General features: G+C 60.7%; 18 protein-coding genes. 9 read left to right on the forward strand and 9 right to left on the reverse strand.

From position 1 onward, the window contains the following. Positions 1 to 15: 15 nt before the first annotated feature. Positions 16 to 1,026, reverse strand: coding sequence for an asparaginase (locus ABVS03_RS06420; RefSeq protein WP_368018472.1), 1,011 nt, complete (start codon positions 1,024 to 1,026; stop codon positions 16 to 18). A 177-nt stretch (positions 1,027 to 1,203) separates the two neighbouring features. Here ABVS03_RS06420 and ettA point away from each other — a divergent pair, with 177 nt between their 5' ends. Next, positions 1,204 to 2,883 carry an energy-dependent translational throttle protein EttA gene (gene ettA, locus ABVS03_RS06425; protein WP_368018473.1) on the forward strand — a complete coding sequence of 560 codons (1,680 nt, stop codon included), beginning with the start codon at positions 1,204 to 1,206 and terminating at the stop codon, positions 2,881 to 2,883. A 77-nt stretch (positions 2,884 to 2,960) separates the two neighbouring features. Here ettA and ABVS03_RS06430 read toward each other — a convergent pair whose 3' ends face one another. Continuing rightward, positions 2,961 to 4,391 carry a glycoside hydrolase family 32 protein gene (locus tag ABVS03_RS06430; RefSeq protein WP_368018474.1) on the reverse strand — a complete coding sequence of 477 codons (1,431 nt, stop codon included), beginning with the start codon at positions 4,389 to 4,391 and terminating at the stop codon, positions 2,961 to 2,963. Between the two features lie 169 nt (positions 4,392 to 4,560). On the opposite strand from ABVS03_RS06430, the gene ABVS03_RS06435 reads away from it, so the two are divergent. Together ABVS03_RS06435 and ABVS03_RS06440 are read left to right on the forward strand one after the other, a co-directional pair. Then, on the forward strand, positions 4,561 to 5,547 hold the full coding sequence (locus ABVS03_RS06435) for a LacI family DNA-binding transcriptional regulator (RefSeq protein ID WP_368018475.1): 987 nt from the start codon (positions 4,561 to 4,563) through the stop codon (positions 5,545 to 5,547). A 215-nt stretch (positions 5,548 to 5,762) separates the two neighbouring features. Beyond that, on the forward strand, positions 5,763 to 7,181 hold the full coding sequence (locus tag ABVS03_RS06440; protein WP_368018476.1) for a PTS transporter subunit EIIC: 1,419 nt from the start codon (positions 5,763 to 5,765) through the stop codon (positions 7,179 to 7,181). Positions 7,182 to 7,281: 100 nt separating this feature from the next. Here the strand turns inward: ABVS03_RS06440 and ABVS03_RS06445 are convergent, their stop codons facing one another. The 3 genes from ABVS03_RS06445 to larA form a co-directional block, all read right to left on the reverse strand. Beyond that, entirely contained in the window at positions 7,282 to 9,870 is a 2,589-nt protein-coding gene (locus ABVS03_RS06445) for a DEAD/DEAH box helicase (protein ID WP_368018477.1), read from the reverse strand. Between the two features lie 85 nt (positions 9,871 to 9,955). Then, entirely contained in the window at positions 9,956 to 10,363 is a 408-nt protein-coding gene (locus ABVS03_RS06450; protein WP_330971679.1) for a helix-turn-helix transcriptional regulator, read from the reverse strand. Positions 10,364 to 10,589: 226 nt separating this feature from the next. Continuing rightward, positions 10,590 to 11,843 carry a nickel-dependent lactate racemase gene (larA, locus tag ABVS03_RS06455; protein WP_368018478.1) on the reverse strand — a complete coding sequence of 418 codons (1,254 nt, stop codon included), beginning with the start codon at positions 11,841 to 11,843 and terminating at the stop codon, positions 10,590 to 10,592. A gap of 174 nt (positions 11,844 to 12,017) precedes the next feature. Here larA and ABVS03_RS06460 point away from each other — a divergent pair, with 174 nt between their 5' ends. Continuing rightward, positions 12,018 to 12,881 (forward strand): HAD family hydrolase, encoded by an 864-nt coding sequence (locus ABVS03_RS06460; RefSeq protein WP_368018479.1) that lies wholly within the window; start codon positions 12,018 to 12,020, stop codon positions 12,879 to 12,881. Between the two features lie 16 nt (positions 12,882 to 12,897). Here the strand turns inward: ABVS03_RS06460 and ABVS03_RS06465 are convergent, their stop codons facing one another. After that, positions 12,898 to 13,383, reverse strand: coding sequence for an N-acetyltransferase family protein (locus tag ABVS03_RS06465; RefSeq protein WP_368018480.1), 486 nt, complete (start codon positions 13,381 to 13,383; stop codon positions 12,898 to 12,900). 9 nt (positions 13,384 to 13,392) lie between these two features. Beyond that, complete coding sequence (locus ABVS03_RS06470; protein WP_368018481.1) at positions 13,393 to 13,854, reverse strand: PH domain-containing protein; 462 nt, start codon at positions 13,852 to 13,854, stop codon at positions 13,393 to 13,395. A 150-nt stretch (positions 13,855 to 14,004) separates the two neighbouring features. On the opposite strand from ABVS03_RS06470, the gene ABVS03_RS06475 reads away from it, so the two are divergent. From ABVS03_RS06475 to ABVS03_RS06490, 4 genes are read left to right on the forward strand one after another with little or no spacing between them, the layout of a single operon-like run. After that, positions 14,005 to 15,189, forward strand: a complete 1,185-nt coding sequence (locus tag ABVS03_RS06475; protein WP_368018482.1) for a hypothetical protein — start codon at positions 14,005 to 14,007, stop codon at positions 15,187 to 15,189. A 6-nt stretch (positions 15,190 to 15,195) separates the two neighbouring features. Next, entirely contained in the window at positions 15,196 to 16,806 is a 1,611-nt protein-coding gene (locus ABVS03_RS06480; RefSeq protein ID WP_368018483.1) for a VWA-like domain-containing protein, read from the forward strand. A 6-nt stretch (positions 16,807 to 16,812) separates the two neighbouring features. Continuing rightward, entirely contained in the window at positions 16,813 to 18,339 is a 1,527-nt protein-coding gene (locus ABVS03_RS06485) for an AAA family ATPase (RefSeq protein WP_368018484.1), read from the forward strand. Next, positions 18,336 to 18,659, forward strand: coding sequence for a hypothetical protein (locus ABVS03_RS06490; protein ID WP_368018485.1), 324 nt, complete (start codon positions 18,336 to 18,338; stop codon positions 18,657 to 18,659). The genes ABVS03_RS06485 and ABVS03_RS06490 overlap by 4 nt, the downstream gene beginning before the upstream one ends. A 103-nt stretch (positions 18,660 to 18,762) precedes the next feature. Here ABVS03_RS06490 and pyrE read toward each other — a convergent pair whose 3' ends face one another. Next, on the reverse strand, positions 18,763 to 19,428 hold the full coding sequence (gene pyrE / locus ABVS03_RS06495; protein WP_330971670.1) for an orotate phosphoribosyltransferase: 666 nt from the start codon (positions 19,426 to 19,428) through the stop codon (positions 18,763 to 18,765). A 74-nt stretch (positions 19,429 to 19,502) separates the two neighbouring features. Then, positions 19,503 to 20,384 carry a DegV family protein gene (locus tag ABVS03_RS06500; RefSeq protein WP_368018486.1) on the reverse strand — a complete coding sequence of 294 codons (882 nt, stop codon included), beginning with the start codon at positions 20,382 to 20,384 and terminating at the stop codon, positions 19,503 to 19,505. Positions 20,385 to 20,596: 212 nt separating this feature from the next. Here ABVS03_RS06500 and nhaA point away from each other — a divergent pair, with 212 nt between their 5' ends. Next, positions 20,597 to 22,057, forward strand: a complete 1,461-nt coding sequence (gene nhaA, locus ABVS03_RS06505) for a Na+/H+ antiporter NhaA (protein WP_330971668.1) — start codon at positions 20,597 to 20,599, stop codon at positions 22,055 to 22,057.

Consider the following 22,057-nt stretch of genomic DNA (forward strand, 5'->3'; position numbering starts at 1 on the left):
CATCTGTTAAGGGGCTTAGGCAGCAGGCGTCCGGTCGTGGTTGATCTCCTGATAGAAGAGCTGCGCGATCTCTTCGGTCGAGGTTCCCGTGCCCAGGGCCCACATCGTCTTTGCGACAAGCGCCTCTGTCGTCATGTCCCCGCCGAGCAATATTCCTGGTCGGTCCTGGAATGCATGGCCAACCTCGTAGACGCCGAGGTCGAGCCCCTCTTCGGGTACCTGGGTCGTGAGCACGCAGGTCCTGCCGGACGCTACCCAGGAAAAGATCGCTTCCTGGAAGGCGCCTCCGTCGTAGTCGGGGATGCCGCCGATGCCGAAGGTCTCCAAGATCACAGCGTCGTAGTCGCGCTCGAGAAGATGGAAGATCGAAGGCCTGAGCTCGGGCGTGAGCTTCAAGACGAGCACACGCTCGTCGAGCGCGAAGTAGCGCCTGAGGTGGAGCCCCTCCTTCGAGGCGGGCTTTGCAAGGCCGCTCCAGATGACCCGGTTCTGCCGGATGTAGGCAAGTGTCGGATAGTTCATGCTCGTGAAGGCGTTGTAGCTCATCGTGCGCTGCTTGTGGGCACGCGTGCCGGCGATGGCCTTGCCATTGAAGACGATCGTGACCTCTCGGGCCGAGTCGTCTGTGGCAAAGAGGACGGACTGGTAGAGGTTGAGCTTTGCATCCGTGAAGGGCGCTGCCATCGGCTGCTGGGAGCCGGTGAGCACGATCGGCTTCGGCGAGTCCTCAAGCAGATAGGAGAGCGCTGCTGCCGTGTATGCCATCGTGTCGGTCCCGTGCAGCACGACGAACCCGTCATACTCCTCGTAGTGCGCAGCTATCGTGTCTGCAATCTGGAGCCAGTCGCGCGGGCGCATGTTCGTGCTGTCTATGTTCATGGGCTGCACGATATCGAGCTCTGCCAGCTCTGCGAGCTGCGGGACACGCTCGACGAGCTCTGTGCCCGTGAGTCCCGGGGCAAGTCCCGTGTCGTGGGGGAGCGAGGCGATGGTGCCGCCGGTCGCGACGATGAGTATGCGCTTCATAGCATCCTTTCTGGTAGAGCCGGGCCCATTCTAGCGGGTTTGCTTCCCTCTTGCGTGCCTTCTGCGCATTCGGGAGCAGACGCTTCGGGCTGGATGTATGGCTCCCGTACAATGAAATGGATATCGATAGACAAGGGAGCGGTGCGCTCCTCAGAACCGGAAGGACGTGATGGTCCTGTGGCAGAGTTCATCTACCAGATGCATCAGGCCCGCAAGGCATTCCAGGGTAAGGTCATCCTGGACGACGTGACGATGGGATTCTTCCCTGGCGCCAAGATCGGCGTCGTCGGCCCGAATGGCATGGGCAAGTCCACGCTCCTGAAGATCATGGCAGGGCTCGAGGACGTGTCTGCCGGCGAGGCGCGCCTGACGCCGGGCTACACGGTGGGACTTCTTGAGCAGGAGCCGCCGCTCGACGAAGACAAGACCGTGATCGAGAACATCAAGATGGCATACGGCGACCTGCTCGGAAAGATCGACCGCTTCAACCAGATCGGCGAGGAGATGGCGTCGCCTGATGCCGACTTCGATTCTCTGATGGCCGAGATGGGACGCCTCCAGGACGAGATCGACGCGGCGAATGGCTGGGACCTCGAAAGCCAGCTCTCGCAGGCTATGGATGCCCTCCAGTGCCCCGATCCAGACGAGCCGGTCACGCATCTCTCCGGCGGCGAGAGAAGGCGTGTCGCCCTCTGCAGGCTCCTTCTCGAGGCACCGGACCTGCTGCTTCTCGACGAGCCGACAAACCACCTCGATGCCGAGTCTGTCCTCTGGCTCGAGCAGTACCTCAAAAACTATCCAGGAGCAGTCCTCGCCGTCACGCATGACCGCTACTTCCTGGACGACGTCGCCGAGTGGATCTGCGAGGTCGACCGTGGCACGCTCTATCCCTACAAGGGCAACTACTCGACCTACCTCGAGACGAAGGCAGCCCGCCTCGAGATGGAAGGCAAGCAGAACGCGAAGCGCGCCAAGAAGATGAAGAGCGAGCTCCAGTGGGTGCGCTCCGGCGCGAAGGCCCGCCAGGCCAAGAGCAAGGCACGTCTTGCTGCCTACGAGCAGATGGAGGCAGAGTCCAAGAACATCCGCACCGTCGACTTCACGGAGATCCATATCCCGGCAGGCCCGCGCCTCGGCTCCAAGGTCCTCGAGGCCACGCACCTCTCGAAGTCCTTCGGCGACCGTGTGCTGATCGACGATCTTACCTTCAGCCTTCCCCGGAATGGCATTGTCGGCGTGATCGGTCCGAACGGCGTCGGCAAGTCCACGCTCTTCAAGATGATCGTCGGGCAGGAGCAGCCTACAGGGGGCTCGCTCGAGCTCGGCGAGACCGTGAAGCTCTCCTATGTCGACCAGATGCGCGCAGGCATCGATCCTGACAAGAATGTCTGGGAGGTCGTGTCCGATGGCAACGACACGATCATCGTCGGCGAGACCGAGGTGCCGAGCCGTGCCTATGTGAGCGCCTTCGGCTTCAAGGGCCAGGACCAGCAGAAGCGTGCCGGCGTCCTTTCGGGCGGCGAGAGGAACCGCCTGAATCTTGCATTGACGCTTCGCCAGGGCGGAAACCTGCTCCTGCTCGACGAGCCGACAAACGACCTCGATACGGAGACCCTGGAATCTCTCGAAGAGGCGCTCCAGGAGTTTGCTGGCTGTGCTGTCATCACGAGCCACGACCGCTGGTTCATGGACCGTGTCGCGACGCACATCCTTGCCTGGGAGGGCACGGATGAAAATCCGGGTGCCTGGTACTGGTTCGAGGGCAACTTCGAGGCCTACCAGGAGAACCGCGAGAAGAGGCTCGGGCCTGACGCCTCGCGCCCGCACCGCATCCACCGCAAGCTCACGCGCGACTAGGCGTCGAGGACAGCTTCAAGAATGAAGAAGGCCGGCATCTGGAGGGATGCCGGCCTTTGCGCGTCTCTGGACAGAATCTAGAAGGAGAGGCTCCAGAAGGTGGTCGTGACCTCGGGTGCTGCATCCACGATGAAGGAATGCTGCTTCGGATAGAAGCGCGTCGAGAACGTGTATGGGACGCCTTCGAGGAAGACCTCGACAGAAGAGGCGTCCGTGACGATGCGCAGGCCTGAGAGCTCAGGAAGCTCTTCGAAGCGCTCGCACCTCCCGGCACCGACAGAGTCCATGGCGGGATCTTCGAATGCCATCCTGAACACATGCCCGTCCCAGGAGAGCCTGAGCTCATGGGCAATGGTTGCCGTGAAGGGATGATTTGCATTCTCGATCTCGCAGTCGAAGGCAGGGGTGCCCATATCGACGAAGGAGCCCTCAGCAGACTGCTCATCGGTGCGGTGCTCTGCGAGCTCGCGGACAGGCTTCTGGACGACCTGGCCATCCTCGAAGGAAATCTCGCGGGGCAGCGTGAAGCAGTGCTGCCAGCCGTCAGCGATCGTGAGGTTCGTGATATCGGGCGTATCGGGCATGCCCATCCAGCCGATCAGGATGCGGCGTCCGTCATCTGCCGCAAACGTCTGCGGCGCATAGAAGTCGAAGCCGGCGTCCCAGAGCGTGAAGCCCGAGAACGAGGGATCTTCCTGGATGGGGGCGGAGAGCTCGAAGAAGCCGGACTGGTAGACATTGCGCCTGTCCCAGGCACCGCCGGAAAGGCCCTGCGGCGAGGTCGAGAGGATATGGTGGGTCTCGCCGGCCTTGTCTGTGAGATCGAAGTAGTCGGGGCACTCCCACATGAAGCCGAAGGGTTCAGGCGTCGTGAGGCGCGCCTCAAGCGTCCAGCGTTCGAGGTCGTCTGCGTGGAAGAGGAGGATCTCTCCGACATCGTCGGAGCGCCTTGCGCCCTGCACCATCCAGAAGCCTGAATCGTCCTGCCAGACTTTGGGGTCGCGCACATGGCAGGTGTCGTCTTCGGGGTAGTCAGAGTTTCTCATCACGACATGCTTCGGCCCGAAATGGAGGCCATCTGTCGTGACGGTGTGGATCGTGTTCGCCTCGCGGCCCGTGCGGATGTAGTCGTAGCCATCCCGGTCTTCGAGCTTCACGTTGCCGGTATAGAAGATATGGATGCCGTCAGGCTGGACAAGCGCGCTTCCCGAATAGACGCCCGAGACATCGGATGGCTGGTCGGGGTAGAGAGGGCAGCCTTCATAGTGCCACTGGAGCAGGTCGGTGCTTGTCTGGTAGCCCCAGCACTTGACGCCGCCGTTCACATCGAAGGGTGCGTACTGGAAATAGGCACGGTAGCGGCCCTGATACTGGCAGAGGCCGTTGGGGTCGTTCAGCCAGCCCACGGGAGGCATCAAGTGGAAGAGCTCGCCCCATTCGCCGTGCGTGGCGCCCTGCTCCTTCTCCTGGCGCAGCCTGTCGAGATCGCGTTCAAGTGCAGTAGACATGCGGACACTCTCCTTGCGTCGGACCAATGCTCATGACCGTTCACCCACACTATAGTGAAATCGTTCTCATATTTCTATGAAAATGTGGTACGTATCTTGCAAGCGGATTGTTCCGGCGCAGGTGCCTTCAGGACATAGAATGGACGCTCGGAACGGTGCGGGAGGACATGTGGATATCAACACGATCGCGAAGATGGCGGGGGTTTCCCGCGCCACGGTGTCGCGCTACTTCAACAATGGCTATGTCTCGGAAGAGAAGCGCCGAACGATTGCGAAGGTCGTCGAGCAGACGGGATACGTCCCTTCCCAGCAGGCGCAGACGCTGCGTACCGGCAAGACGAACCTCGTCGGCGTGATACTGCCGAAGGTGAACTCGTATGCCGTCGGCCGGATGCTGGCAGGCATTTCCCTCTCCTTTGCCGATACGCCCTACCAGATGCTTCTGGCAGACACGAACAACAACAAGGACGCCGAGGTGTCATATCTTCAGCTCTTCGCGAACAGGAACCAGGTCGACGGCCTCATCTTCATTGCTACCGTCTTCGACCAGGCCCATCTCGATGCGATAGCGGCCTTGAAGTGCCCGCTTGTCGTGCTCGGGCAGGACCTCGAGGGGCACACGTCTGTCTACAACGACGACTACCGCTCCATGTACTGGCTCGTCAGGAAGGTCCTGAAGCATGGAGAGCATCCAGCCTATATCGGCGTTCTCGAAGAGGACGAATCCGCAGGCAAGGGCCGTCACAGAGGCTTTCTCGATGCCTGCCGGGATGCCGGGGTCGAGGTGCCGCCCCAAGCGCAGACCGTGAGCGCCTTCACGCTCGATTCGGGCTATCTGTGCGCGGAGGAGATCTTCGATGCCTACCCTGAGTGCGACACGCTCGTCTGTGCCTCTGACAACATCGCATATGGCGCAATGACGTGCGCAAAGGAGTACGGGAAGCGCGTGCCGGAAGATGTGCAGATCACAGGCGTGGGCGATGGGGACCTGTCACGCGTCGTCACGCCGACGCTCACGACGATCCATCATCACTACAAGACGGCTGGCAGGGAAGCCGCCCGCATCCTGCTCCAGGCCATGCAGGGAGCCCCCGAAGTCTCGCGCGAGATTCGCATGGGCTACGACATCCAGATCCGCAATTCCACCCGCTCCTAGGGTTAACGTTCTCAGGATTCATAGGACAGATCAGGGCTCCTCACGACCGGTTTTCCGCTCAAGATGCCGTCTGCCGAAGAAAAGCTACCGTTTGCCCCCGTCATTCAAGAAGCTCTGGTGTTTTTTCTGTTTGTGCGGTTTCATATCTGTGTGAGAACGATTTCACAAACGTACTCAATCAATTGGGGATAGGGAAGAAGAGAAGGGAAGCACGCATGGCTCTTGATTACGCACAAGCTGCCAAGGAGGCCCTCGAGGCCGTCGGCGGCAAAGACAACATCGTGTCTGCCGCCCACTGTGCAACGCGTCTGCGTCTGGTCATCGCCGACAATGACAAGATCGACAAGGACAAGCTCGAGAATGCCGTCGGTGCCAAGGGCAACTTCGAGGCATCCGGCCAGCTCCAGATCATCTATGGCACGGGCACGGTCGACAAGGTCTACGACGAGTTCATCAAGCAGTCCGGCGTGAGCGCCGCTTCGAAGGCAGAGGCGAAGGAAGCGGCAGCCAAGCAGGGCAACGCCTTCCAGCGTGCCATCAAGGTCCTCTCCGACGTCTTCGTGCCGATCATCCCGGCCATCGTCGCATCCGGCATGCTCATGGGCGTGATGTCTGCCATCCAGTACATGGGTACGCCTGTCGCAGACGGCGGCGCCGGCTTCTTCGCGCTCGACACCACCTCCGTCTGGTGGCGCATCGCATCGCTGATCAACGCCTGCGCACTCGGCAACCTCCAGATCCTCCTCGGCTTCTCTGCGGCCACGGTCTTCGGCGGCAACCCCTACCTCGGAGCATCGCTCGGCGCCCTGCTCATCAGCTCCGACTTCATCAATGCCTATAGCGCCTCCACGGCAATCGCGAACGGCACGATGATCACCCTCGATGTCATCCCCGGCGTCTACTCGATCGACTGGGTCGGCTATCAGGGCCATGTCATCCCCATCCTCGTCGGCGTCTGGATCCTCTGCTTCTTCGAGAAGCGTCTCCACAAGGCCGTCCCCGAGATGTTCGACCTGTTCGTGACGCCGCTCGTCTCTGTCTCCCTTGCTGCCTACATCACGATCCTCTTCATCGGCCCGATCTTCGTCTGGCTCGAGAATGCAATCCTCGGCCTGCTCATGTGGCTGCTCTCCGTGCCTCTGGGCATCGGCTATATCGTTATCGGCCTTATCTACTCCCCGTCTGTCGTCACCGGCCTGCACCAGATGTACACCGCAATCGATGTCTCCATGCTCGCCCAGTACGGCGTCACCTACTGGCTGCCGATCGCAAGCGCTGCCAACATCTCCCAGGGCGGTGCCTGCCTGGCTGTCGCCCTGCGCACGAAGTCCGAGAAGACGAAGTCCCTCGCCGTTCCTTCCGGCATCTCCTGCCTCCTCGGCATCACCGAGCCTGCCATCTTCGGCGTCAACCTCCCGAAGATGAAGCCGTTCGTCTGCGGCATGATCGGTTCTGCATGCGGCGCTCTCTGCTGCTTCATCTTCCACCTCGCCGCATCCGGCACGGGCGTCACGGGCATCTTCGGCATCCTGCTCTGCATCACGCAGCCTGTCCAGTACATCATCATGTTCGCTGTCGCCTTCGGCGTTGCCTTCGGACTCACCTCGGCCATCTACCGGGAGGAAGAGGCCTAAGGCCAGCAGTTTCCTACCAGAACGTACGCATGGAAGAGCCGCTGTCCCAGAAGGGGCAGCGGCTCTTCTGCTGTCTTTGGGCATGCGTGCCGATGAGGGCCTATCCTTCCTGGAGCAGGTCCTCGATGAAGCCGACCTTGTAGGCCCTGAAGCGGACCTCTCCTTCCTCCTGCGTGAGGTCGAGGTCTACATCGGCGAGGATGCCGAAGTCGTGGTCGCCTTCGGTGTCGCTGAATATCTGATGGACCTGCCAGATGTGGTCGGACTTCTCCCTGTCCTCTGAGAGCTCGAAGAACTTCGAGGAGTGGGCATCTGCATCGAGGAGGATGTCCTCGTGCTGCTCGTGGTAGCTTTCGAGGATGCGTCGCCATACGACCTCGCGATAGCCGTAGTCGGCATCGAGCGCTCCCAGCGCTTCGGCGTCTCCTGCCTGGGCCAGGCGCACCCGCTGCCAGAGCGCATTGCGCACGAGCAGCGTGAGGCCGCGCCGGTCGTGGACAATCTCGTCCGGGGCCTCGGGAGCCTCCTCTTCGGGAAGTGCTCCTGATGCCTCCCATTCGTCGAAGAGGGAGGAGTCGATGGAGCGGACCATGAGACCAAGCCAGCTGATGATGTCCTTGAGATAGTCGTCGCGCTTGTCGAGCGGCACGGTGCGGTCAAGCGCACGGTAGGCCTCGGAGAGGTAGCGCAAGAGCGTGCCTTCGGAGCGGGCGATGTTGTAGCGCTGGATGTAGCTCTTGAAGTCGGAGGCAGATTCGATCATGTCGCGCAGGACGCTCTTCGGCGAGAGCTCGTAGTCGGCAGCCCAGGGGACCTTCTTGCAGTACTCGGCAAAGGCCTGGGAGAGGAGGTCTTCGAGAGGCTTCGGGTAGGTCACTTCCTGGACGCGCTCCATGCGCTCTTCGTACTCGATGCCGTCGGCCTTCATCTCGGCGATGGCGTGTGCCCTTGCTTCGCGCTCCTGGGCACGGAGAATCTGGTGCGGGTCTTCGAGCGTCGCCTCGACCATCGAGATGAGGTCCATATCGTAGGTGGGAGATTCGGGATCCAGGAGCTCGAGCGCTGCGAGCAGGAACGGCGAGAGCGGCTGGTCGAGTGCAAAGTCGTCCGGCAGGTCGACAAGCGTCGAGTAGGAATCATGGCCGTCTTCTGTGGTGCAGGTGATGACACCGGCATCGAGCAGCGTTGCGAAGATCTCGTCGGTACGCTCCGAGAGCTTCTCCTTCTGCTCTGCTGTCTGGGCAGAATCCTCGACGAGCTTGTGCATGCGCGCAAGGGCATCTCCGCCCTGCTCTATCTCTGCGAGCACCATGGAGTTCGTGATCCTGAGATGCGGCACGAGCGTCTCGGGCTCTGCGTCGATGAGACGCTTGAACGTCTGCTCGTTCCAGCCGACAAAGCCTTCAGGAGGTGTCTTCGTCTTGATCTTGCGGGCCTTCTTCGGGTCGCCTCCAGCCTTGAGGAGCGCGCGTGCCTTCTCGATGTCGTATTCGGTCGCCTCGGCGAGGACGACGCCTTCCGTATCGAAGCCGGAACGTCCGGCACGGCCTGCAATCTGGTGGAACTCGCGGGCATTGAGCCGGCGCATGCGGCGTCCATCGAACTTCGTGAGCTGTGTCAGAAGCACGGTATGGATCGGGACATTGATGCCGACACCGAGGGTGTCGGTGCCGCAGATGACAGGAAGAAGGCCCTGCTGCGCAAGCTTCTCCACAAGGAGACGGTATCTCGGGAGCATGCCGGCATGGTGGACGCCGACGCCACAGAGCAGAAGCCGCTTCAGCGCCTTGCCGAAGTTCGTCGTGAAGCGGGTGCCCTTGATAGCATCCTTCACGGCATCCCTCTGCTCCTTCGTGCTGACGCCGTAGCTCGCAAGTGCCTGGGCGCTCTTGAAGGCAGCATCCTGGGCGAAGTGCACGATATAGAGCGGCGCATCGCCGCTCTTGAGGGCAAGCTCGACGGTGGCTTCGAGTGCTGTGTCCACGAACTGGTAGTGGAGAGGCACGGGACGCGGGGCATTGGCTATAACGTCGACGGTGCGTCCGGTCAGGTCCTCGATCTTGTCGTGGATTGCCGTCACATCGCCGAGCGTCGCGCTCATGAGGAGGAAGTGGACATGGGGCAGGGTCAAGAGCGGCACCTGCCAGGCCCAGCCACGGTCGCGGTCGGCATAGAAGTGGAACTCGTCCATCGCGGCATAGCCGATATCGGCGTCCTCGCCGAAGCGCAGGGCATCCTGTGCGAGGATCTCTGCCGTGCAGCAGATGATCGGCGCCTCGGGATTGATCACGGTATCGCCCGTGATCATGCCGACATTGTCCTTCCCGAAGATATCGACCATCTGGAAGAACTTCTCAGAGACAAGCGCCTTGATAGGGGCGGTGTAGTAGCTCCGCTCTCCAGCGCATAATGCCATGAAGCACATGCCGAGTGCCACCATGGACTTGCCGGAGCCTGTGGGCGTGCCCAGGATCACATGGTCGCCTGCGGCAATATCGAGCAGGGCCTCTTCCTGGTGAGGCCAGAGCTCCATGCCACGGGATTCGACCCAGGAAAGGAAGGTCTCGAGGGATTCATCGGTCGGGATATGGGGGTCTTCTTGCGACCAGTCAGGTCCGAGCCTGCCGAGAGAGCCAGGTCCGTTCGGTCCTTCATCGGCCTCTTCGACCGGAATATTCATGTCAGACATCAGGGGTGTTGCAGCTCCTTGGATGGAATAGATTTGTTCAGCCCTTCCATTCTAAGGGGTCTGGAGTCTGCCGGTGGGGGACAGCCTAGTCCTTGTGGCGCTTCTCGAACTTCTGCGGGTGCTTGGCATGGCGGAGAAGGATGTTCTTCACATCCGCCTGCACGACAAGGTCGTTGTCGAGATAGAGGTCGATGATTTCTTCGGCCTCAGGTTTCACGACCCTCAGAATGCCCGGGAGATCCCCCTCTTTGCTGTATCCAAGGATATCGTTCGGTGTGCAGCCCAGCAGCTCGGCAGCTTTCACGAGCTGGCTTGCATTCATATCACGGCGGCCGGCTTCCCAGTGCTCCACTTCTCCTTTGGTGACACCGATATAGTCCCCGAGCTGCGTCGTGGAGAGGTTGCGAGCTTTCCTGATTTCACGCAGATTGTTCGGTTGCTTCGCCGGGGCGATCGGCTCCTTCTTGTCTTCCTGTGCCCCGCCTTCTGCCATGTCCGCTCCTGTACCGAATCTGGAATTTCAATCACAGAAGACCAGAAATGATGAGCGAACGCCAGAACAAAAGCCTACGCAGAGTAGGCAAACGCATAAATATGCTGCAAAGCCTACGCAAAGTAGGCATATGAATAGGAGAGGTGGCAAGAAAGAGCAGCCGCATGAAAAGCCGCTCCGGACTGAGAATCCAGAGCGGCCGCATTCGTTGCCTTGAATGGTGTGGCTAGAGGCGCATGAGCGGGAGGGTCGAGCCTCCGTGAGGCATAACGAGGATGCGGGGTGCGCGTCCAAGCTCACGGAGCGTCTTTGCACGCGCTGCATCGAGCGCCTCCTGTGCTGTTGCAAATGGTGTCATGAACGCAGCTCTGACCTCGGCATCCGGCATGTCGGAGACAAGATAGATGTTGCAGCGCTCCTCTATCTGGGCCACGGCTGCTGCCTTGTGGCCACCGAGCACGAACGTATTCTTGAGGCGCTCCACCACCTCATGAGGAGTCGCTGCTTCACGCATCCACTGCTCGAAGGTCGGCTGGCCGAAGCCTTCCTGACAGGAACCCACGAGCACGATCGTCCCGCCGTCGCGCACCGGGTGCTTCGCGTTGTCGAGCGCCTTCTGGAGCTGGTAGAGATTGAGATCCTTCGGAGACCCTCCCTGGGAGACGACCACGATGTCTGCCTCCTCGTGGAGTTCGCACCCGTAGAGATCGTCGAGATGGTGGCAGGCATCGCGCTGGGCAGCCACGAAGTCTCCTGCTGCGGCATAGACGATGTGCCTGTCCTCGTCGAGGACGACATTCACGATGAAATCGAGGCCGACCATGCGGCAGGCTTCCTCGAGATCGAGCCTTACGGGGCTCTCCATGTTGCCAGCGTGGGCTTCTGGGCTAAGCATCAAGGAATGGTTTGCCTGGATGGCTTCGAAGGTGGAGCAGCCCGGCATGATGGCCTTGGCGCCGCCCGAGTAGCCGGCAAAGTAGTGGTACTCCACATTGCCGAGGCCGACCCTCACATCGGCGTCTGCGACCTCTTCGATAATGTCGACCGGGGTGCCCGCCTTGGTCGTGCCGAAGTGCCTGAAGGACGTGCTGCCGTTCACGACAGCGAGCTTTCCCTTCCAGGGACCCATGATGTGGGCAAGCTCTTCCTCGGTCTGGGGCCTGTGGGAGCCAAGCGCTATTGCGACAAAGACATCCTTGTCGGGGATGCCTGCCTCGTGGAGCTCCTGCATGACGGGAGTGAGGAGCTCGGGCGTGGGGCAGGGGCGGGTGCAGTCGCTTGCGATGAGGCAGACCTTCTGTCCTGGATGGACGATGTCCTTGAGGCGAGCTGTGCCGACAGGGGAGGAAAGGGCGTCTCTCACAAGCCCTTCGCCGGGCTTTTCTGCCTCGACCGCATTGGCATGCATCACCTCGATGAGCTCTGCATCATCTATCTCTATGGTCTGGCTGCGCGTGCCGATTCCGAGCTCCGTCCTCATGCCTCATCCCTTCTGTCCTGTTTCGACCAGCATACAGGCCGATCCTGAGGCTGTCCTGGTGGATGCGCTGTGAGTTTACAGAATGCTTGCCAGGCCCTGCGTGAAACGGGGCCTGTGGCCTCGCTACAATGCAGGAAGAACAAGACCATAAGAAGCTTTCCGAAGGAGACATCCGTGATACGCCTTGCCCTCTCCGATATGGACAACACCCTCATTCCCTTCGGGAACCCGCATGTCTCGAAGCGCACGCTCGAGGCGATTGCGGATGCACGGGCGGCAGGCGTCGAGTTCGGCCCTTCCACGGGACGCGACTATCATGAGCTGCTGCGCTTTTTCCAGGGCGATGCCTCTGCCTTCCAGACAGGGGTCATGTCGAGCGGCAAGAAGGTCATGATCGACGGCGAGATCGTCTCGCTGTCCCTGATCGAACATGATCCGCTCGAGCGCATGGCCGAGATGCTCAAGAGCGTGCCGGATGTATTCCTCGTGGCCTATCCGGCAGATACCGATATGACGAATCCGGTCTGGGTCATTGCGGCAGACCCCGAGCAGGTGCCGGTATACCAGGAGCGCTTCAAGTTCACGCCGCAGATGGCTGAGCAGGTGCCGGAGGTGCCGCTCATCGCAGCGACGCTTGCCGCCACATCGGGACGCCCTGCCTGCCGCTTCATCGATACGAAGCTCAGCCCCGCCTTTCCCGAGTTCGATATCGTCTCGCCGACGCCCAACTGGTACGATATCGTGCCCCACGGCGTGAGCAAGGCATCGGGCCTCCATGTCCTGATGGACAAGCTTGGACTTTCCGACGAGGAAGTCGTCGTCTTCGGCGACGCCGCAAACGATGTGCCTGTCTTCCGCGAGGTCACGAACTCTGTCGCCGTCGCGAATGCGACGAAGGAAGTGGCAGCGCTTGCCCGCTACCATATCGGTGCCTGCGCAGATGACGGGGTAGCTGTGGCGCTCGAGGATATCGCGCAGGCTGCAGAGAGAAACACCCTCCCCGAGTTCATGCTCGAAGAGGATGCTCGCAGGAACTGAAGCTTGGCGCCTGAAGCTAGAGGATGTGCTCCATACCGATGAGGTAGGGCTTGAGGCCCAGGTGCTCGTAGAAGCCTTCTGCCTTCGGGTTGCAGGACCAGACATGGAGCGTCACGCGGTAGCAGCCCTGCTCTTTCGCGTAGGCACAGACTGCCTCCCAGAGATGCTCTCCAACATGCTGGCCGCGGCAGCGCTCGTTCACGCAGAGGTCGTCGAGGTAGAGCTCGCGGTCCTGGCGCATGTTGGGGGCGCTGGTCAGATCCTGGAGCTCGCAGAAGGCATGGCCCAGAAGCTCATGGGTGCCTTCCTGCCTGTTTTCGTCCACCGCGACGAAGATGGGATGTGCAGGGTCCTTGATAAGTGCCTTGAGCTCATCTTCCGCATACTTCCTCGTATCCGGGATGAAGAGGTCGGGACGTCCTTCTGCATGGACATTGCAGACCTGGATCAGGAGCTCCATGATTCCTTCGATATCCTCTTCGGTGGCGCGGCGTATCTGCATGTGCTTCTCCTAACGGTCTGACAGGGCAATGAGCTCGGTGTGGTCCATCACGGAATCGACGAAGGCGTCGAAGTTCGTGCTCGACTCGTGGAAGGTCCTGGGGTGCCCTCCAAGGACGAGCTCGAGCGCATGGGACTTCTCGCGTATATCATAGGCCACGATCTCGTCCCAGCTGTAGGATCTTGTGCGCTTGAGGCAGTTCGTATAGGACACACCCTCATCTCTGACTTCGAGCCTTCTGTTGAAGTAGTTGAGGACCTGGATGAGCGCCATGACCTCGAAGGCGCAGACAAGCGGGATGCCGATCCAGCGGATCCAGACAAGCCAGACCGAGCTCGAGAACAGCGGGAAGAGAAGAAGCCAGATCGTGACGGCGCCTGAGGCAGCGACACCTAGCGCCCACATGAGATTCGAGCGCACGCGCTCGGTCACGACGACAGCTGCTCCTGTGCTTTCGCTCGCTTCTGCCATGTGTCCATGCTTCCTTTCTTCGCCACTCATCCGACTCTTCCTCATGAGGATGCCCATGAGCGGGTATCACTATCCAAGGACTTTGGGATTGGCTACCATTCTACAGAAGGCAGCGTCTGCCGCACCAAGCGGCTTGAAATGGGGTTGGATATGGAACTCTCCGTGGAGAAGAGGCACTACAAGCGCCTTGCAGCAGAGCTTCGCATGGCATTGGTGTCGGGCACGGATGAGGAGGCTCTCTCTGCCATCAAGGAGCTCGTGCCGCTGCGCAGCTATGCCACGCCGAAGGAGCTTGTCGACTTTCTCGAGCGTGCCTGCGTCTGGGCGTCGCGGGAGGTTGTCGATGCAATCATCGCAGATCTCGGTCCCATCCCGTACTGCGGCTGGGCACTTGCCCTGGCCCTTCGCTGCGACCGTGAGGACATCGCCTATGACCTCAAGGCACGCCGCGTGAACCTGCTCGAAGATCCAGAGATTCCCGAGAGCCTTCCTGAGCGCTCGCTCCTGATTCACGACCTGACGCGTGGCGACATGACGGGGTCCTCTCCCAAGCTCTTCGAAGATCCGCAGGGACGCTCGGTCACCTCTGAGATCTTCCGTACCTTCGGGCCATCCGAGGAGCTGGTCGGCGCAGACTACTCGCGCGGCACTGATGTGAGACGTTCCTGCGAGCTTGTGGCGAAGCTTGCAAACGACCAGAGCTTCATTCCCGTCGTCTTCGACGATATCTTCCGCGCGGCGCTTGCCTGCGCCTCGCGTGCCTATGCCTATCCGGCCTCCTATGTGCCGGGCACGGCAGAGTCCTGCCTCGAGCTGGCAGATGCCCTGCTCGAGCTCTGGCGCCAGCATCTTGGCGGCACGGAGCGCATACCGGAGCTCCTGGGCCGCATGGTCGTCCCGAACCAGGATGAGCGCCTGATTGTCTGGATCTGCGAAAAGGCGCCGGAAGTCTTCTATGACAGGCTGTGCTCGCAGAGCTGGCTCAAGAAGAATGTCGGGCTCGTGCGCCGCATGGTAGCACACCTCACACCGGGGACGGAGTACCAGAATGGGGTGCTCCTCTCTGTGCTTGCAGGAGGCGCCTGCTTCGACCAGCTCGAAGATCTCCTTGGCTGGCAGAATACCTATACGCCCGCAAACCTCGACCGCGCCATCGATGCAGCATCCGAGGCGGGGCATGCAGAGATTGCAGCCTGGCTTCTGACGCTTCGGCAGGACCTTTCCGATACGGCCAAGTCTGTCGAGGATGCAAAGGCCGAAGAGGAGCCCGAGCAGAAAGAGGCGCCTCAGGACGACGAGGGCGATCTCGGCGACCTTTCGGATCTTCTCCTGTAGGCTGCCATGGCAGATGCGATGGAGGGGCTCACCCCGGAAGAGAAGGCAGCCTTCGAAGAGGCGGAACAGAAGACACACGAGCGCTACGAGCTTGCGCGCAAGGTCGTCGACCTGGCTGAAGGCCTCGTCGTGAGCGACAGCCATTTCCTTGCTCCTGCCATAGGCCAGCTCAAGAGCGATATCTCGCCTGCCCTCATGATCGAGCCGTTCGCGACGGATGGCCAGACGCTCTACATCGAGCCGACACGCGTGCTTGCGACGTTCGCGAAGACAAGGAAGCCTCCGATTCACGATATCGTGCATGTCCTCATGCACTGCATCCTGATGCATCCTTTCGTCGATGACCGCGTGGAGCGCTTCCCCTGGGACCTTGCCTCTGACATCATCGCCGAGAGCCTGGCCGCCGAGATCTGCGGTGCCCGTGAAGGGGACAGGGGCGAGGCCATCTCGGTCGTGCTCGAGCACCTGAAGAAGGACCTCCATGGGCCACTTTCCACAGACAGGCTCTATAGGGCGCTGCGCCGGGGCTACTACCACGACCTCATGAGTGCCTGGGGATCCATCTTCCATGTGGACAACCATGACCTCTGGTATGCAGCCCCTGCCTCATCTCCTGAAAACGGGGGACAGCAGAAGGAAGGCTCCTCCTCCCATGCACCGACAGAGTACGAGGAGCGCCATGCCCCCAACCAGGGTTCGGGAGAGGAGCGCGAAGGCAGCGCACGGAAGACCCGGCAGCAGTCACAGCAGGCTTCAGGGAATGGCGGCGAAGCGGAGAACGAGGCGCTTGTGCGCCAAGCAGGCGGCCTCGGCGAGCGTGAGCGCGAGCATGAGCGAGACAAGTGGCAGCAGGTCGCAAAGTCCATCAATGTGGACCTCCATACGCTCTCGCGCGAGCGCGGAGAGCAGCTCGGCGACCTCACGAACGAGCTCGAGATCAGGACGCACCGTCCCCAGGACTTCCGCGAGTTCCTGCGCAAGTTTGCCGTGATGCAGGAATCCCTGCATACATCGGACGACGAGTTCGACTATGTCTTCTATACGTATGGGCTTGCGCTCTACGGCAACGTCCCTCTGATCGAGCCGCTCGAATATCGCGACGAGAAGAGGATTCGGGAGTTTGCGATCGTGCTCGACACGTCGGGCTCTGTCGCAGGGGACACGATCCAGCGCTTCGTGGACACGGCCTTCGATGTGCTGCATGCCGACTCGACCTTCACGGAGCGCACGAACATCCACATCATCGAGGCGGATGCCGGCGTCGAGTCCGATACGAAGATCTCGACACCCGAAGATCTTGCGAAATGGTCAGACCATGTCACGGTCAAGGGCTTCGGCGGCACCGACTTCCGCCCTGCCTTCGACTACATCGACAGGCTCATCCGCGAAGGCGAGTTCCGCCACCTCGACGGGATGGTCTATTTCACGGATGGCTTCGGCACGTATCCGAAGAGGAAGCCTCCTTATAAATGTGCCTTCATCTTCTACGATGAGAGCTACCGCAAGGAAAGCGTTCCGCCCTGGGCCATACAGCTTGTGCTGCCGCCAGAGGAGCTCGAACGTGAATCTGACGAATCGGAAAGCTACCGTGCCCAGAAGGCCGAGAAGCGAGGATAGGGAAGCATGAACATCAAGACAGCGACAGAGCAGATCAAGGGCGCCGTGCGTGCGTATCTCGCAAAGGACGAGAACGGGCTCTATCTGATCCCGCCCCAGATGCAGCGCCCTCTCATCATGATGGGCCCTCCGGGCATCGGCAAGACCGCTATCGTCTCGGAGGTCGCAGAGGAGCTCGGCGTCAACTTCGTCTCGTACTCGATGACGCACCACACGAGGCAGTCGGCACTGGGACTTCCCTATATCGCCGATGCGACGTATGGCGGGAAGGGGTACAAAGTCTCGCGCTACACGATGTCCGAGATCATTGCAGCCACCTATGACGCAATCGAGCGCACAGGCATTCCTGAGGGCATCATCTTCCTCGACGAGGTCAACTGCGTGAGCGAGACGCTCGCTCCCGCCATGCTCCAGTTCCTGCAGTACAAGACGTTCGGCCAGCACAAGCTGCCTGTCGGCTGGGTCATCGTGACGGCCGGCAATCCGCCTGAGTACAACAGGAGCGCCCGCGAGTTCGATGCCGCCATGCTCGACCGCATGAAAAGGATCGACATCGAGCCCGACCTCGATGTCTGGATGGACTATGCGACAACGCACGGCGTGCATCCTGCCATCCTCACGTACCTCACAAACAAGCCGCAGAACTTCTACCATGTCCATGCGGGCGTGGAGAGCACAAGCATCGTGACGGCCCGTGGCTGGGAAGACCTCTCCCGCATGATCCTGGCCTACGAGCATGAGGGACTTTCTGTCGACCTCAACCTGATTGCCCAGTATCTCCAGGACCAGGAGATCGCAGAGGACTTCAGCCTCTATCTCGAGCTCTTCGAGAAGTACCAGGACGATTACCAGGTCTCCGCGATCCTTTCGGGCGCTGCTGGCGAGGAGCTGAAAGACCGTGCAAAGGAGGCACCGTTCGACGAGCGAGTCGCCCTCGTGAACCTGCTGCTCGATGTGCTCCTGGGCGATGTGCACCGCCTGGCTGCAAGGAAGAAGGCGCTCCTCGAGGTGCGCCAGATTCTGGCAAAGCTCAAGGAGGCCGATTCCGGCGTGTCGCTCCTGGCATCGCTCACAGCACAGGAGAACGAGTGCCAGCTCGAGCTCAGGCGCCTTGTCGCATCCGGCTTTGCCTCGGGTGCCCGCCAGATGGCAGAGGCGAAGAAAGGGGAGATTCTCGAGGCCATCAGGAAGGCAGTCGCCCGCGCCGTCGCACAGGCAGGAGGCTCTCTCAGCCAGGAGGATGCCTACAATGCGGCCAAGGAGAGCTTCAACGCGATGGTGCGCGACCTCGGCGCTGGCTCGAAGGAGTTCGTCTCGAAGATCGACTGTGCAATCGACTTCGTGAACGATGCCTACGGCGACTCCCAGGAGATGCTGATATTCATGACACGCCTGGCGGTGGATCCAGACTTCATGCACTTCGTGGCGGAGCACGGCTCGAAGAAGTTCGTGGAGCACAGCCGCGGCCTCATGTTCCATGACAGGAGTACGCAGCTTCTGAACGAGGTAGACAAGCTGGAGGGACTTGCGTGAGCGAAAACGAGAGCCATACCCTGGCAGACGATCTGGCAAAGTCGGGCTACAAGATGTCCGAGGCGCTCGAAGAGGCGCTTGGGAGCAGCCAGAAGGACGAAGCGTCTGAATCGTCTGTCCACACCTTTGGGAGCATGAAGGAGCCCGAAGGGAAGAAGGACGCAGACGAAGACCCGACCCAGACGGATTTCTTCTGTGCGATGAATGCCTACCGCGCAGCGAGGAAGTCAGGCGATGAGCAGGCCATGCGCGAAGCGGAGGAGCATCTGCGATCCGTCGTGCGCTCAGAGCTCACGGAGTCGGAAGGCTGCGGCTGCTAGGCAGTGCCCGTGCCGCACTGGAGATACATATGAGGAGGCGCCCCAGGAGATGCGTTCCTGGGGCGCCTTCGCTGTGGGCGCAAGGAGAAGGGAAGCTCTTCTGCTATTCCTTGGCGCCGTACTGTGCATAGTAGGCATCGAGCGCCTTGTCGAGCTCGGGCGTGATGAGGGTGCCGGTCAGCGCCTCGCGGACATCTTTCATGCTCACGATGCTGGCGACAGGGAAGCCATAGCGTTCCTGGATCTCGTCCTGGGCGCTCTTGACGCCGCCCTTGCCGACCTCCATGCGGTTCAGGGAGACGATGAGGCCCTTCACATCCACATCGGCAGCAGCCTTGAGCTTCGGGTAGGTCTCGTCGATGGACTTGCCGGAGGTCGTGACATCCTCGACGATCACGACACGGTCGCCGTCCTTCAGGGATGCTCCGAGGAAGTTGCCCTTGTCGGCACCATGGTCCTTGGCCTCCTTGCGGTCAGCGCAGTAGGCGACCTCCTTGCCATACAGCTCGTCCAAGGCGATGGCGGTGACGACGGCCAGAGGAATGCCCTTGTAGGCGGGACCGAACACGACATCGAAGTCGAGGCCGAAGTTGTCGTGGATGGCCTTCGCATAGAAGCGTCCCAGCTCATGGAGCTGGGCGCCTGTCACATAGGCACCGGCATTCATGAAGAAGGGGGATTGGCGCCCGCTCTTCAGGGTGAAGCTGCCGAACTTGAGCACGTGGCTGTCTACCATAAAGTCGATGAATTCGCGCTGATAGTCTTCCATGAATGCCTTCCTCGCTTGCACTTCCTGCCATGTCCTGTCCATTGTCTCACATATGGAGCTCTGTGCATCCTGTGCTACCGGGCAGGGTCCTCCTCCGTTGCCGGTATCACGGAGACGCCGACAAGCTCAGGTCCGGTGTGGATCAGAAGGTCGGGGGAGATGAGCGTGCGCTGGATGTCAGGAAGCGCGTTGGGGACAGCTGCTCTGAGCTTCTCCTCCATTTCGTCGAAGACATCGAGGGCATTCGTGCAGCAGATGCCGAGACGGACCTTCTCGAAGAAGACGGACCATTCGCGGGCAAGCTTCACCTCTGTCGCAAGAGCCTTCTCCCAGCCGCGGGCCTTCTTGACCGCGAAGTAGTAGCCCTGCTTGTCGCAGCTGATGACAGGCTTGATGTTGAGCATCGAGCCAAGACGGTAGGTCGCCTCGTTGATGCGGCCGCCCTTGCGCAGATACTCGAGCGTCTTGCAGCTGAAGAAGACACGGGTGTTCTCGGCGGCTTTCGTGAGGCGCGCTTCGAGCTCTTCGAAGGGCACGCCTGACTCGATGAGCTCGACCGCACGCTGCACGACCATGCCGGCAGCAAGGCCGATGTTCTTCGTGTCGATGCAGACGATCGGGAAATCGTCCATCATATGGGCTACGAGCTCGGCCGTCTGGAAGGTTGCAGAAAGGCCCGAGGAGATCGTCACGATCACAGCCTTCTCGTAGCCGTCCGCCTTCGCCTGCTCGAGCGCCTGGCGTATTGCCTCGGGTGTCGGAAGCGACGTCGTCGGTATCTCGTCTTTGAAGCGCTCGATCACCTCGTCCGCCGTGATATCGACACCGCTCTGGTAGCTTGTGCCATCGGAATAGTTGATGCGCAGCGGCACGACCCTCACGTCGTGTGCATGCACGAATGCTTCGGGAGTATCGGTTCCACTGTCGCACAGGACCGCAATACGCTGGTCGTTCACGGATGCCTCCGATGATTGCAGGTTATTGCTTGGTTCCTACCCGTTCCTGGGACGCGCTTGCCTGGCAGCTGCATCGCATGGAGCTGCTATGAAATGTACACCTTATGGACAGGCTAGCCTGCACCGACACCTGTCCCTTTCTTCAAGCGGTTCCGGTAAGGTATATATGTGTATATGACAATCAGTATCGGATACCGCATATGGAGGCGAACATGGCCGAAGAGAAGCTGGATCAGACACGGCAGAACGAATCAACTGCTTTTTCCCAGGATGGGTCCCTGCCCGAGGCGCTGTCTCCTGTCATAGAGGAAGAGCAGGTCCTGCGCCGCCTCGGCGTCAGGAGCGCATTCCGGGAGATCACGTCGAACAGCACGATTGCCGCTGGCGCCATGGTCATCTGTGCCCTTCTGGCCGTGCTCGTTGCGAATACGCCTGCCTACGAGGTGGTGGAGTCGGCGCTCAGGTGGCCGGTCGAGATACGTCTCGGCAGCTTCGTGGGCGAGCTCTCGCTCGAAGGCTTCGTGAACGACTTTCTGATGGCAATATTCTTCCTCGAGGTCGGCATCGAGCTCAAATACGAGATGACGGTAGGGGAGCTTGCAAATCCCCGTCAGGCTGCCGTGCCGATGCTTGCAGCGGTTGGCGGCGTCGCCTGCCCTGCGCTCATCTATCTTGCCTTCAATGCGCAGGGCGGCGCTCCCCATGGCTGGGCTGTGCCGATCGCAACCGACATTGCCTTCGCGCTCGGCGTCATGTCTCTTGCAGGAGATCGCATCGCTGTCTCGACGAAGGTCTTCTTCCAGACGCTTGCTATTGCAGACGATATCCTCGCAATCGTCGTGATTGCCCTCTTCTATGGGCAGTCGCCCGATATTGCCTGGTGCGCAGCTTCCGCTATCGTCGTGCTGGTCCTCATGGCACTCAACCATGCAAAGGTCTACTCGGTGAAGCCCTACCTGATTGTCGGCCTCGTGCTGTGGTTTTGCATGTACAACTCCGGCATCCATGCCACCCTTGCTGGCGTCATCCTTGCCTTCACGCTTCCCGGCAAGAGTGACATCCGCCTCTCGAGTCTGGGAGACTGGCTCTCGCAGGAGTCGGCAGCGCTTGATGATGTATACGACGATGAGTCCCACATCCTTGGCCAGCATGACTTCACGGAGCATGCCTACATCGCAGAGCGCGTCCTCCATCATGCGACGCCGCCCCTGCGCCGTGTCGAGCGCTACTTCTCCGTCTTCACGAACTTCTTCATCCTGCCGGTCTTCGCGTTCGTGAATGCCCAGGTGCGTCTTGTCGGTGTCGATATGGCAGCCGTGCTTGCAGGCTCGGTCACGCGCGGCGCCTACTTCGGTGCGGTCCTCGGGAAGCCCTTGGGCATCATCCTCGTGACGCTCGTGCTCGTGAAGCTCGGCTTCGCGAAGCTTCCCCGCGGCATGGATGTGAAGCAGGCCATCACGATGGGACTTATGGGCGGCGTCGGCTTCACGATGTCGATTCTGATCTCCGGCCTTGCCTTCGCAGATGCACAGGAGCAGCTCGAGGCCAAGTGCGCCATCCTTGCCGCTTCCGTGACATCGGCGCTTCTGGGTCTTGCCTTCATCCACATCGCCGATGCGGTCACGAAGGGAAGGAAGAAGGAGCCCGACAAGGCCTCCGAGAGAGCCTCATAG

Origin of the sequence: Olsenella sp. AGMB03486 (assembly GCF_040884255.1) — a bacterium.
GTDB classification, from domain to species: Bacteria; Actinomycetota; Coriobacteriia; order Coriobacteriales; family Atopobiaceae; genus Olsenella_L; species Olsenella_L kribbiana.